The organism is Acetobacter sp. AC2005 (genome assembly GCF_037901235.1).
Lineage (GTDB): Bacteria > Pseudomonadota > Alphaproteobacteria > Acetobacterales > Acetobacteraceae > Acetobacter > Acetobacter oryzoeni.
The window spans coordinates 1,733,033-1,746,339 of record NZ_CP149625.1 but is presented as its reverse complement, the minus strand read 5'-3'; the positions used below and the strand labels follow the sequence as shown (position 1 = coordinate 1,746,339).

Here is a 13,307-nt window from a genome sequence, read left to right as displayed (position 1 = left end):
TAAATAAATACAAATAAAATAGGTTACACACCCCATAAAAACCCCAATAAACTATATGTCGTTTATTTTTATAAAACAAATTATACATCAAATCTGCGGCATTTCGATTCTGCAATGACTTCCCTGATCTTGCGATTACTGTTATTGCATTATCGAAACAAGGTGCGTTCCATTAAATATACTGCAGATTTCGCACTGTCTGTTGTTATGGAGATAGAAATTTTGGACACAAAAACGTCTTCATCCCACCCCCTTCAACAGACTTCAGAAGGATATAAACAAGCTTTAGGCAAACGTCAGATCCAAATGATCTCTATAGGAGGTGCAATTGGCACTGGTCTTTTTCTTGGTGCAGGAAGCAGGCTTCAGGCTGTAGGCCCCTCTCTTGCAATCGTTTATCTCGTTTGCGGCATTTTTTCCTTCCTTATGCTCAGAGCATTGGGGGAACTGGTTATGTACCGGCCTACCAGCGGCAGTTTTGTTTCCTACGCGCTGGAATTTCTGGGGCCTCGTGCTTCTTATGTCGCGGGTGCACTGTCGTTTTTCAGTTGGGCCATGACAGGTATTGTCGATATTACCGCCATTGCCCTTTACATGCATTTCTGGGGCGTATTTGCGGCTGTTCCACAATGGGTCATGGCGTTAATGGCCCTTATGGTGATTACATCAATGAATCTTATTGGTGTAAAATGGTTTGGCGAGATGGAATTCTGGTTCTCGCTGATTAAAGTTGCCGCACTTTTAATTTTTCTTGTTGTGGGAAGTGCTATTTTAGGCGTGCGCGTTCCAATTGATGGGCATACAACTGGCCTGCAGTTGATTACTGAGCATGGTGGCCTATTCCCTCATGGAGCACTCCCTGCTCTTGCTCTCATGCAAGGTGTTGTCTTCGCCTATTTTGGCATTGAGATGATTGGCACTGCCGCTGGTGAATGCCAGAATGTGCGTGAAATCCTGCCATCTGCCATCAACAATGTTATTTGGCGGATTATTATTTTTTACGTTGGTACTGTTACTCTTCTTGTGCTGCTTCTGCCGTGGTCATCTTATCAGGCAGGGATTAGTCCATTTGTAACGTTTTTTTCCAAGCTGGGTGTTCCGGGAGTAGATTCCCTTATGAACATTGTGGTGCTCACTGCAGCACTTTCCAGCCTGAACTCTGGCCTTTATTCCACAGGCCGAGTGCTTCGGGCGCTGGCGCTCAACGGTTCCGCACCACGTTACCTCACACATATGAACAAACAATCTGTGCCAGCAGCAGCCATTCTTACAACTGTTGCCATTTATCTGGTTGGTGTTGGGTTAAACTACCTTCTGCCATCACAAATTTTTGAAATCGTTCTCAATATGGCGTCTTTGGGAATAATCAGCACCTGGTGCTTTATTCTCTTATGCCAGATCAAATTGCGCCAAGCTATTAAGGCTGGTCGCATTGCTCCTACAGGTTTTGCAATGCCCGGTGCCCCTTTTACATCCTGGCTAAGCATTGTGTTTTTCGTCTGTATTTTACTGCTGATGGCACTGGATTATCCAACCGGCACCATGTCTATCGCCGCTATTCCATTATTGGCTGTTGTGCTCATTATCGGATGGAAAACCTCCAGCCAGAAGCCACACAATATTGTTCCACAAACACTCTCCTCAGTGGAACTTACTGATGATGCAAACTTTCCATGTGCGGAAAACAATCAGGTTTCCAAGGAGCACATTTGATGAGCAGCATTATCAGATATTTTTCTTCTAAATCTTTGCGTTTCCTTCTACCTCTTGCCTTATCCGCCATTACTGCAGCCACATACTCTCATAGCGCATACGCTGCCGATCAGTGGTACACGGGATCTCTTGTTTCTCCATCTGGCCCCCTCTCCAAACAGGGTATGTTCCTTTTAGAACCTTATATGTACTACTCTGTGCCCTCAGGTATGATCGGGCCGCACAATAATAATGTGCCCATGTCCTCCCCACGGCAGCAATCGGTTACCAGCTTTACCATTTACCGATATGCCTTAACTGATTACCTGAGTATTCAAACCACTCCGGCCATCAGCTATCGGTGGAAGCATGGTGATACAACCAGTAGTGGCCTGAAAATTGGGGATGTTCCCGTTGATCTGATGTGGCGCTATCTGACGGCAGATCCCAAACGGTTTATTCCCACACTCAATCTGATTACCGGCGTTTCCTTTCCTACGGGTGATTACTCTCATCTGGGACGCTCGCAGGATGGTGTTGGCAGTGGGGTTTACACATACCGCGCAACATTAACCGAACAATCCACATATACCATGCCCAATAACCACGAGTTGCGGTTACGGCTATGGGCAACCTTCCGCCGAGCACTTAATTCTGCTCACCTGAGAGATGTTACAAGTTATGGCACCACACGCGGTTTCCGTGGTCACGGACAGCCCGGCATGTATGGTGAAGCAGGATTTTCCTTGGAATATGGCATTACTCAAAGATGGGTTTTTGCAATTGACGTAGCGCGAGATTGGGCCAATGGCTCCCGCCTAAAGGGACACTACGCTTCTGGCCTGAAAGTAGATGAACTCAGCTCGGGTTCGGGAGATTGGCAGGTTGCCCCAGCATTAGAATACAACTGGACACCCAATTATGGCGTGATTGCTGGTGTTTCCGTTTATTATGCGGGGCATAATACATCCCGCGTTGTATCACCACAGTTTGCCTTTAACGCGTTATACTGAACAGATTTACAAAACCTAGCCTTCTTTCCTTATTAACTCTTTGCCCACAAAAAATCCCCACTCGTAAGTGGGGATTTTTCTTAGGCTCATTCTAGTCATTCTTTATTTCTGCGCAGCACCATCAGGCAGCGCATAGGCAATAATATAATCGCCTACATCTGGAGAATGGCTCATACCACCGGCAGAAATAACAATATATTCCTTACCCGTTTTAGGTGAACGATAGATCAGTGGTGCTGCCACGGCTCCAACTGGCAAACGCTCACGCCACACTTCCTTGCCGTTGGCAGAATTAAGCGCCCGCAAATAATAATCCTGCGTTCCTGCAAAAAAGACTAACCCAGAAGCTGTAGAGGTTGGCCCCCCAAGCGTGGGCATACCCATAGGAATTGGCAAATGGGTTTTAATACCCATAGGGCCCAGATCCTGCGTGGTGCCCATCGGCACCTGCCACAGCAATTTCTTGGTATGCAGGTCAATCGCACTCATGGTGCCAAAAGGTGGTGTGTTACACGGCACCGCAAGTGGTGACTGCAGAATATCAATTCTTACACCAGAATAAGGCCCTGCAATTTGCGGACGTATTGTGCCCATAAAGCCCGGCACTTCATCTGTAGAAGATTTATATTTTTTAGCTTCTTCGTGCGTCACCAAAGACATACGCAAGGGCATACGCATGTCATTTACAAACATAACGCCCTTAGCTTCATCAATAGAGATGCCGCCCCAGTTCATCCCGCCCAAAAGGCTCGGCCATTCAATGTAAGGTTTTTCACCCGGTGGGGTAAACGGCCCTTTATAAACAGAGTTTTTGAACATGATCCGGCAATAAAGCTGATCAAACGTGCTCACACCCCACATAGCGCTTTCTGTAAGCGGATCTGCACCAATAACGGGCATCCCAACCGAAAAAGGTTGTGTAGGAGAAAGATGCTCGCCCTGTGCGGAAGGAGACGTGGCAACCTTGCGTTCCTGCACCTCGGTCACCGGAGTGCCTGTTCGACGATCCACAACAAAAATATGGCCGGTCTTTGTAGTCTGGATCAGTGCTGGAATTTTTTCACCCTGTGCATTTGTAACCGTATACAGCACAGGTTGAGAAGGCAGATCATAATCCCATACATCGTGATGAACTGTTTGAAAAACCCATTTGGTTTTACCTGTTGCTGCATCCACAGCCACAATGGCAGCACCAAACTTTTCTTTTACAGCATCACGGTCCCCGCCCCAGTAATCTGGTGGGCCATTGCCTGTAGGCAAATACACAAGATTGAGTTCTTTATCATATGTCGGGACCGTCCACACATTAGGCGTTTCCAATGTATAGGTCTGGCCTTCTGGCGGTGCGCCAGTGTTGTCCGGATGGCCAACATCCCACGCCCAAACCAAGGAACCATTCCGCACATCATATGCACGCACAACCCCGGACGGCTCACCGTGCACGATATCACGCACCCAGCCACCAATAACAGCCACATGCCCCATAACAACAGGCATAGAGGTTGGATGGTAACGTCTGCCCCCTTCTACCGGCCCCATCTGGGGCTTGAGGTCTACTGCACCATCAACACCAAAACCAACGCATGGTGTGCCTGTATGTGCATCTAGCGCGATAAAACGGGCATCTACCGTTGAAACCAGAATACGCTGTCGGCACATCTGTGCTGAACCAGCTGTTTTTTCCGCTTCGGTAAGTGATACATCTTTATCAATATCGTAATAACCAACACCGCGGCATGTTACGTGCTCTGCAGTATGAGCTTTCGGGTCAAACTTCCAGATCGGTTTACCTGTATCAGCATCCAGTGCCGTGATAAGATTTTCTGGCGTGCAGGAATACAATACATTCCCAATTTGTTCGGGCGTATTTTCATCAACCCCTGTTCCCGCACCATGTATCCGCCGACCTGTATGATACACCCAGGCGACTTTCAGCTTATCAACATTTTGCGGGGTAATCTGAGTATACGGTGCGTAACGCGTTCCGGCTGCATTTCTGCCAAAAAACTCCCAATCTTCTGGCCCATCAGCTTTATCTGTCTGTGCCAATTCGGGATTTTTTTCTGCTACTTCTGGAGAAATAATCTGCCCATGTGGGTAAAATGCTTCAACAAGAGTAAACAGCAAACATCCAACAATACCCAAACCTGTAAAAACGCTTTTGCGCCGTACTGATTGGCTGATATTGGAAAAGGTCGCCACAGCCCAAATATTTAACGTGAATAAAATAGCTGGAACCACCAAACGTGGCAGCAGGGCCCAATATCCAAATTCTGGGGTATCAAAGACAGCCCATAAGCACGTTGCAGTAAATGTGCCTACAGCTACCCACAAAGAGAAACGATTTTTGAGAAAGACCAGAATAGCCGCCGCAATATATGCCAAGCCAGCGAGGAGGTAATAAGCAGATCCGCCCAAAAGAAGAAGTTTCCCCCCTCCATAAACAAGAGCACATCCTGCAAGAAAACTTATTAAAGAGAAAAAAGCGCGATAGATACCACCTAAAGGTGGTTGGTGATCTGTGGGCTGGATATCAGCCATTTTATCACTCCAATAATATCAATGTCCGGCACATAGGCCGATACGAGGTTAATGACTGACAATCAGAAAAAATTTTGCTCTGGCAAACAGTGTAATAAAACTTTTTACACCGTAAAATTTTGCCATGCCGGTTCTGAAGTGAACCACAGAACACCTTATTTTCTGCCGCGATAAAAAGAGCTCCTCACCTGCAAAGTAAGACTAAAAGAAAAACAGGCTGCTCTGTCTCGAAAATCATAGATATTGTCAAGCTGGGAAGACTTGGGAATCCGCACAATATTTATAAATTTCAGAGCAAATATTTATGATTGCCAGGATAAAGCTTATGCGCACTACCAGACTTTTGATGAAAATTCTTGAAACACCACTCTCATTCATATCTTAATAAAATGGTGTATTTGCTTATTTTTTATACGTGTATGCGAAAACCCCCTCATCTAAGGCATACAGCCTCAAAAATCCGTCAACATGAACATGCTAATCTACATATTTCATGACATCAAATATTAAAGAGTGCATTTTCCGAATTTACTTTGTGAATATAATGGAAATTATATACGATATGCGCATATAATTATTTATAGAATATTAGAAATATTATTGCATATTAACAAAAGCATTTCATGACCATACATATGAATACTGCATGGTCATGAAATTTATGTTGGAAATAATAAAATTTACAGTTCGCCAGTTAAAAACTGAGCGCGCCCATAACCAAAACTCCAATGTTCCGCAGAATTTTCTACAACAGAAACCATGAGATCTGAAGGCTCTATGCCGCATTTCTGCTGCAGCGCTTCTGCCAGCAAACGATAAAACTCTGCAAACTGCTCCTTAGAACGTGGGCGCGATGTAACCTGAAGTAACACGAACTTGTTCGTACGTGGGATATCCAGCCCAGTATCCTCAATAACCATATGGTTAGAATCATGCTCAGAAACAATCTGATATCGATCACGCTCTGGCACCTTAAAGGCCGCCAGCATGGCTCCATGCGCAGCATCTAATAATGTGCGAATTTCTTCTGGATTACGGCCTTTAACAAGATGGAAGTGAAGAAGAGGCATAACAATTCCTTTACAAAATCAACTGAACAAAAACAGTTTACTCACAAACAGTTTCAAGAACTTTGCGGAAAGAGCCAATCATACCCCGCAATTCCTGCTCTGACGCAACAAAAGGAGGGCCAAAAGAAACCGTATCTCCCGTACAACGAAGCAAAAGCCCTTGACGTAGGCCTTCTTCAAAAATAGCGGACCATCGTGCGCCAGCTTTGCCTTCTATGGGTTTGATATCCACAGCAGCAGTTAAACCGATATTACGGATATCAGAAACACAAGATAGATCTTTCAAACTGTGCACTTCTTCTTCAAGAACAGGCTCCAGTTCACGCACACGAGCAAAAATATCTTCACTTTCCATAATATCGAGCACAACATGCCCCACAGCTGCCGCCAAAGGATGCCCAGAATACGTATATCCATGACAGAATTCTATGGCACTTTCAGGACCTGTCATAAATGTGTTGTAAATTTCATCCGTAACAATCACCCCGCCCATTGGCACCACACCGTTTGTAACAGCTTTGGCAAACGTGATGATATCAGGCTTTACACCAAATCTCTGGGCCGCAAACGGAGCACCCATACGGCCGAACCCTGTAATCACTTCATCAAAAATAAGAAGGATACCGTTTTGCGTACAAATCTCACGCAAACGTTCCAAATACCCTACAGGAGGCACCAGCACTCCAGTTGACCCTTGCACAGGTTCCACAATAACTGCAGCAATTGTAGAGGCATCGTGCAACGCAACCAATCGCTGCAAATCCTCGGCCCGTTCAGCTCCCCATGTTGGCTGACCATGTGAAAAAGCTGCATATTCTGGTTCGTACGGATGCCGAAGATGGTCCACCCCCGGCATCATACATGGCGCAAACATCTTACGGTTGGATACAATGCCCCCAACAGACATCCCCCCAAAACCAACCCCATGATATCCGCGCTCACGTCCTATCATACGAAAGCGATTACCTTCTCCCTTAATGCGGTGGAAACCTAAGGCAACCTTCAAAGCCGTATCTACAGACTCTGAACCAGAATTTGCAAAAAACACATGGTTCATTCCTTCGGGAGCCATCTCTGCAATGCGTTCAGCAAGGCTTATGGCACCAGAATGCGTCATCTGAAAACTCGGTGCAAAGTCCAGCGTTTCCACCTGCGTTTTAACAGCTTCTGCAATACGTGGATGAGCATGCCCCAAAGGAGTGCACCATAAGCCTGAAAGCGTATCCAGCAAACGCGTGCCGTTGATAGACGTATAATAAATACCTTCAGCTTTTGTAAGCATTCGAGGTTCTGGGTTGGCGCGCAATAGCCTATTGCTTGTAAAAGGCTGCCAGTAAGTGCCCTTACGCGCTTCATTTACAGAATCAAAATTGCTGCTCATGTCTACCATAGCATGGGTTCCATCATAATGATGTGTTTGAACTTCTGTCTTGCACGGAAGTCAGTAAATAACCGTAACAAAATACCATGTGTTATGATATGTACAGAAGCACCATTTAATCTGGAATCTGTACAGGTATAAAATGCCCTTCTCTCGCCCCCCTTTGTTCCAATTCAAAGTAGATCAGAGAGAGACGCTCACACACCATCTTGTTCAATTTATACAAAAAGAAATTGAACACAGGCATATCGCTCCAGGAGAACGTCTTCCTTCCATTAGAAAACTTGCTGATATTTTTTCTATCAGCCATGTAACAGCTGCCAATGTGTACAATAAACTATCTGAAAAAGGATATATTCATTCTAAAAACCGCAGCGGATATTACGTCACAAAAATACCCATTACATCTACATACACACAATCATCATTCAATCCTGAATGGCTTTTGCAGTATGCTTATGAAGATACATCTCCGCACATTAAAGCAGGTGGTGGCTGGCTTTCCGAACAGCAAATATTTACATCATCTATTCAAAAATCTTTAAAATGTATTACACAATCAAATTTCATTCCTTCTCTTATGGAGTATGGAGATCCTGCTGGATTACGATTACTGCGAACAGATATTCGTCACCTTTTAGAACGCAGGAATGTACATACAACAGAAAGTGCCATCACCCTTACTCATGGAGCCAGTCAAGCTCTTGAACTCTCCTTACGAGCATGCACACGTCCCGGAGATATCGTATTAGTTGATGATCCCGGCTATTGTAATCTTTACCTTTTACTCAAAAACCTTAATTTACGGGCTGTTGGTATTCCATACACCAAAGAAGGACCAGATATAGATGCTTTGCTAAAAATACAATATCAGACAAAAGCACGCATTATGGTTACAACTTCAGTTTTACATAATCCGACTGGTTCCTGCACATCTGCGGACAATATTCGTAAAATAAACGATATTTCAAAAAAAATTGGTATAACGTTAATCGAAGATAATATTTTTCTTGATCTTACACCAATTAGCCAACCTTTTTTATCACAAGAAAATAATAATGTTATTCATATAGGAAGCTTTTCAAAAACTATTGGTCCAGGTTTGCGGGTTGGCTATATTATTGCTCCTCCTGAAATAACCCGAAAAATTCTTTCTCATAAAATGTCAATCAGTCTCACAACACCACAAATCAATGAAATGATTGTACATAATATTTTAAAAAGTGGTTTATATATTACGCATCTATCAGATTTACGTGAACAACTTTTTCAAAGCCAGAAGGCAGTCTCAAATTCCCTCAAATCTTCTGGACTTAAGGTTTATAATAGACCGATGGGAGGCTTATTTATCTGGGCACGATTTGCATATGACATCTCTCCTTTAACAATCACACAAATAGCCGCAGAAAATAATATTCTTTTAGCTCCTGGTTATCTATTCCGTCCCAACCAAGAACCATCACAATGGTTTCGTTTTAACGTAACGCTCTCGGATAATAAAAAATTATATTCATTTTTGGAAAATATTACGCGCACACATTCACATAAATAAGGATGCAAGAATTATGATCTTGCACCCTTATTTATTTTCTTAAGTATTTTTCCGTTACTTCAAGTTCAGTTCAGTATCAGCTTTTAAAATTGCACCAAGAAGAACATTAGCGCCTTTTTCTGCATCCCCCTCCAGAATACTTTCTTCTTCATTATGACTGAGCCCATCTTTACAGGGCACAAAAATCATTGCTGTTGGCGCAACATGGGCCAAATAACCAGCATCATGACCAGGCCCAGAAACGATACGGCGTGCACTATAACCTTTTTCCTGCGTTGTCTGTTCAACCATACCAATGCAGGCTGGATCAAAGTGCACCGCTGGAGCATCCCATATCTGCACGATTTCAACAGTAACCTGATTATCTAATGCAATTTTTTCCATCAGTGTTTTAAGTTCTTTCTCCATACGCAGAACAACTGCATCGTCTGGATCTCGAATATCCACTGTGAAAAAAACTTCACCCGGCACCACGTTGCTACTGTTGGGCCTATTCTCAATCAACCCTACAGTTCCCACAGCACTTGGACCATGTGCCTTGGCAACCTTACTCACGGCCTCAATCATACCTGCGGTTGCCACCAAGGCATCATGCCTTAATGTCATTGGCGTAGAACCTGCATGAGCATCCTTGCCACGCACGGTTACTTCATACCAACGGGCGCCCTGAATACCCGTTACAATACCAATTGTTTTATCTTCTGCTTCTAAAATAGGACCTTGTTCAATATGCAGTTCAAAATAAGCAGAAATAGGATGCTGCCCGCATACCTCTTCCCCTCGATAACCTATGGCATCAAGCTCATCACCAAAACGGATACCTGCGCGATCTCTTTTTTCAAGCACCTCTGCTTCTGTAAAGATGCCTGCGAAAACACCAGAACACATCATGGGTGGAGAAAAGCGGGAACCTTCTTCATTTGTCCAACTAATTAATTCAATAGGATGACGTGTGGCATATCCGGATTGATGCAGTGTCCGCAAAACAGCTAAGCCACCCAACACACCTAAAATACCATCAAATTTTCCACCCGTAGGTTGTGTATCTAAATGACTCCCCATGGTGATGGGTGGCAGATTATTGTCCTGCCCTGGACGCCGCGCAAAAAGATTACCCATGGAATCATAAGAAACTTCACAGCCCAAGCTCTGGCACGTGCGCATAAACCAGTCACGCACCAATTTGTCTTCCTTTGTCAGGGTTAAACGGCGTACCCCTCCTTTTTCTGTTCCGCCAAACTGTGCTGTTTCCATAAGATCTGCCCAAAGGGCCGCACCATCAATGTGTAGGTTGCTATTTTTTGCTAAATCGGACACAGATTTTCTCCTGAATATAGAATATTGTAATTATGCTGGAATTTTCATCGGATTATTAGGATGTTGGTTCCATGTCAGTTCACCTTCTTCAGGTTGAGGTTCCATGGTAATACAATCATCAATTGGGCACACATGTGCACAAAGATTACACCCTACACATTCTTCCTCAATAACCTCGTAATGACGTTCACCATCTACTCGGGTTTTAGAAATTGCCTGGTGTGACGTGTCCTCACAAGCGATATGGCACAAGCCACAACGCACGCAAGCATCCTGATCAATATTGGCAATGGTTTTGAATTTAAGATTAAGCGTGTTCCACGGAACAAATTTTTGAATAGCCTGACCGCTTACAGCAGGAATATCGACATATTCTTTTTGATCCATCCATGCAGATAATCCATCCACCATGTCCTCTACAATACGAAAACCGTAATGCATGGCGGCTGTACAAACCTGAAGGCTTGTTGAGCCCATTGCCAAAAATTCTGCAGCATCACGCCATGTTCCAATGCCTCCAATACCAGAAATAGGCATACCTGCCATTTCTGGATCTCGAGCAATCTCACCAATCATGCGGAGAGCTATGGGTTTAACCGCTGGGCCACAATATCCACCATGTGTTCCTTTTCCGCCCACAACGGGCATAGGCGCCATGGCATCCAGATCTACACCAATAACAGACTGGATCGTATTGATAAGAGAAACACCATCAGCTCCACCGCGTTTTGCCGCACGAGCTGGCATAAGAATATTAGTGATATTTGGCGTAAGTTTAACAATAACAGGCATACGTGTATTTTGTTTACACCAACGTGTTACCATTTCCACATATTCTGGAACTTGCCCTACGGCCGCACCCATATTGCGCTCTGACATTCCATGCGGGCAACCAAAATTCAATTCAATGCCATCAGCGCCTGTTTCTTCAACAATAGGCAAAATGGCTTTCCATTTTTCCTCCTGACAAGGCACCATCAAGCTGACAATAACGGCACGATCTGGATAATCTCTCTTAACAGATTTAATTTCTGCAATATTTACAGCCAATGGTCGATCAGAAATAAGCTCAATATTATTTAAGCCAATCATTCTCGCGCCATTATAATCAAGTGATCCGTAACGCGAGCTGACATTGACCACCGGAGGATCTTCCCCCAATGTTTTCCAGACAACTCCTCCCCAACCAGCTTCAAAAGCACGGCGAACATTATACTCCTTGTCTGTTGGAGGAGCTGAGGCCAACCAGAACGGATTGGGAGACTTAATTCCAGCAAAAGATGTTTTTAAATTAGCCATTTACGTCTCTCCTGCTCATGCGTCTTTTTGTAGGGCTATATTCATAGCTTCTGCTGCATCTCGGCCATCCCGTACAGCAGCCACCGTTAGGTCTTCACCCGCTGTGCAATCACCCCCTGCATAAACACCCTGCATGCTCGTACGATAAAAGGAATCCACAACGATACGCCCATTACAGATTTCAATGTCTTCACCACTAACGGGATCATGATGGAACACTTGCCCGACTGCTTTCAGCAGCATATCCGCAGGAATGAAAAACGTATCCTCTGTGCTATATATGACTTTTCCATCCGCATTGCCGTGCCTTTTGGCAAATTCAACACCTGCCAGCACACCATCTTTCTGAACTATCTGGGTTGGTGCAGACCACAACCTTACAGTTACACCATTGGTTTGGGCCCATTCTCGTTCCACAACAGTGGCAGACATGTTTTCTTCACCACGACGATAAACAAGCGTAACGTCCTCTGCGCCTAACCGGCGCGCCTGAACAGCCGCATCTACTGCTGTGTTCCCTCCTCCAATCACAACAACACGCCGACCTACTGGAATGTCCTTTTTGTTATTAGATCGTAATGTTTTAATGAAAGAAACGGCATCCTGAACACCCTCAAGCGCTTCCCCTTCCATTTCCAGCTGGCGTACTCCCGCCAAACCTAAAGAAAGAAACACTGCATCGTAATCTCGCTGCAGATCTCCCAGAGTGAAGTCCACTCCTAACGTTTTACCCCCAACAAAGGAAATTCCACCGATATCAAAAAGGAATTTTACTTCTTTCTGCGCAAAATCATCTGCAAGCTTATAGGCGGCCACACCATATTCGTTCAGACCACCTGGGTGGTCATGCTTATCAAAAATCACAACATCATGCCCGTGCATAGCCAGACGATGCGCACATGCAAGCCCAGCAGGCCCTGCCCCTACAATTGCAATTTTACGACCAGTTAAAGGTTTACGAGTAAATGGCTGGCCACCATGCTCCATTTGCCAATCTGTGGCATGGCGCTGCAAGGCACCAATACGAATGGGCTTTCCTTCTTCCCGAACATTATGAACACACTTCTGTTCGCATAGGATTTCAGTCGGGCAAACACGTGCACATGATCCCCCCAGAATATTAGATTCCAAGATAGTATGTGCCGAACCTTGCATATTACCCGTAGCAATAGCGTGTATAAATTTGGGAATATCAATGCTTGTTGGGCAGGCCTCTGTGCAAGGTGCATCATAGCAATAAAAACAACGTTCTGCCTCTACCAAAGCCTGCTCATGCGTAAGAGGAGGATGAGCATCCGAAAAGTTTTTCTGGAGCTCCTCCTCTGTTAAGCGACTATTTTTTAGATCCAAGACATGCATCAGAAGATTTCCCGTTCAACCCCGATACCAGAATGGTATGTTATTTAAGTTCGTTTCCGCAACATTTTTCTGACCATTTAGTC

The 13,307-nt window shown here is 44.6% G+C and carries 9 protein-coding genes; 3 read left to right on the top strand and 6 right to left on the bottom strand.

Annotation, left to right across the window (positions count from 1 at the left end; genetic code table 11):
- The first annotated feature begins 222 nt into the window (after window positions 1-222).
- Together QQM41_RS08435 and QQM41_RS08430 are read left to right on the top strand one after the other, a co-directional pair.
- Window positions 223-1,713, top strand: coding sequence for an amino acid permease (locus tag QQM41_RS08435; RefSeq protein ID WP_408874559.1), 1,491 nt, complete (start codon window positions 223-225; stop codon window positions 1,711-1,713).
- Window positions 1,713-2,705, top strand: coding sequence for a hypothetical protein (locus QQM41_RS08430; RefSeq protein ID WP_339076847.1), 993 nt, complete (start codon window positions 1,713-1,715; stop codon window positions 2,703-2,705). The genes QQM41_RS08435 and QQM41_RS08430 overlap by 1 nt, the downstream gene beginning before the upstream one ends.
- Window positions 2,706-2,807: 102 nt before the next feature.
- On the opposite strand, the gene QQM41_RS08425 is transcribed toward QQM41_RS08430, so the two are convergent.
- The 3 genes from QQM41_RS08425 to QQM41_RS08415 all read right to left on the bottom strand — a co-directional run bounded on the left by QQM41_RS08425 (window position 2,808) and on the right by QQM41_RS08415 (window position 7,706).
- A complete protein-coding gene (locus QQM41_RS08425) occupies window positions 2,808-5,246 on the bottom strand; it encodes a membrane-bound PQQ-dependent dehydrogenase, glucose/quinate/shikimate family (protein WP_339076846.1) in 2,439 nt (812 codons plus the stop codon).
- A gap of 680 nt (window positions 5,247-5,926) precedes the next feature.
- Complete coding sequence (locus tag QQM41_RS08420) at window positions 5,927-6,316, bottom strand: tautomerase family protein (protein WP_128105897.1); 390 nt, start codon at window positions 6,314-6,316, stop codon at window positions 5,927-5,929.
- A 37-nt stretch (window positions 6,317-6,353) separates the two neighbouring features.
- The gene (locus QQM41_RS08415; protein ID WP_050818465.1) at window positions 6,354-7,706 is read right to left on the bottom strand and encodes an aspartate aminotransferase family protein; all 1,353 of its coding nucleotides are present in this window, start codon (window positions 7,704-7,706) and stop codon (window positions 6,354-6,356) included.
- A 133-nt stretch (window positions 7,707-7,839) separates the two neighbouring features.
- On the opposite strand from QQM41_RS08415, the gene QQM41_RS08410 reads away from it, so the two are divergent.
- A complete protein-coding gene (locus QQM41_RS08410) occupies window positions 7,840-9,249 on the top strand; it encodes a PLP-dependent aminotransferase family protein (RefSeq protein WP_339076845.1) in 1,410 nt (469 codons plus the stop codon).
- A gap of 54 nt (window positions 9,250-9,303) precedes the next feature.
- Here QQM41_RS08410 and QQM41_RS08405 read toward each other — a convergent pair whose 3' ends face one another.
- The 3 genes from QQM41_RS08405 to QQM41_RS08395 are packed head-to-tail and all read right to left on the bottom strand — an operon-like array spanning window position 9,304 to window position 13,224.
- Window positions 9,304-10,566 carry a Zn-dependent hydrolase gene (locus QQM41_RS08405; protein WP_339076844.1) on the bottom strand — a complete coding sequence of 421 codons (1,263 nt, stop codon included), beginning with the start codon at window positions 10,564-10,566 and terminating at the stop codon, window positions 9,304-9,306.
- 30 nt (window positions 10,567-10,596) lie between these two features.
- A complete protein-coding gene (gene preA, locus QQM41_RS08400; protein WP_339076843.1) occupies window positions 10,597-11,865 on the bottom strand; it encodes an NAD-dependent dihydropyrimidine dehydrogenase subunit PreA in 1,269 nt (422 codons plus the stop codon).
- A gap of 15 nt (window positions 11,866-11,880) precedes the next feature.
- Complete coding sequence (locus QQM41_RS08395) at window positions 11,881-13,224, bottom strand: NAD(P)-dependent oxidoreductase (RefSeq protein WP_339076842.1); 1,344 nt, start codon at window positions 13,222-13,224, stop codon at window positions 11,881-11,883.
- Window positions 13,225-13,307 lie beyond the last annotated feature (83 nt).

What these genes read in the sequence shown, in the direction of transcription:
- QQM41_RS08430 (WP_339076847.1), top strand. Translation starts at nt 1,713, where the DNA reads ATGAGCAGCATTATCAGATATTTTTCTTCTAAATCTTTGCGTTTCCTT.
- preA (WP_339076843.1), bottom strand. Translation starts at nt 11,865, where the DNA reads ATGGCTAATTTAAAAACATCTTTTGCTGGAATTAAGTCTCCCAATCCG.
- QQM41_RS08425 (WP_339076846.1), bottom strand. Translation starts at nt 5,246, where the DNA reads ATGGCTGATATCCAGCCCACAGATCACCAACCACCTTTAGGTGGTATC.
- QQM41_RS08410 (WP_339076845.1), top strand. Translation starts at nt 7,840, where the DNA reads ATGCCCTTCTCTCGCCCCCCTTTGTTCCAATTCAAAGTAGATCAGAGA.
- QQM41_RS08395 (WP_339076842.1), bottom strand. Translation starts at nt 13,224, where the DNA reads ATGCATGTCTTGGATCTAAAAAATAGTCGCTTAACAGAGGAGGAGCTC.
- QQM41_RS08420 (WP_128105897.1), bottom strand. Translation starts at nt 6,316, where the DNA reads ATGCCTCTTCTTCACTTCCATCTTGTTAAAGGCCGTAATCCAGAAGAA.
- QQM41_RS08415 (WP_050818465.1), bottom strand. Translation starts at nt 7,706, where the DNA reads ATGGTAGACATGAGCAGCAATTTTGATTCTGTAAATGAAGCGCGTAAG.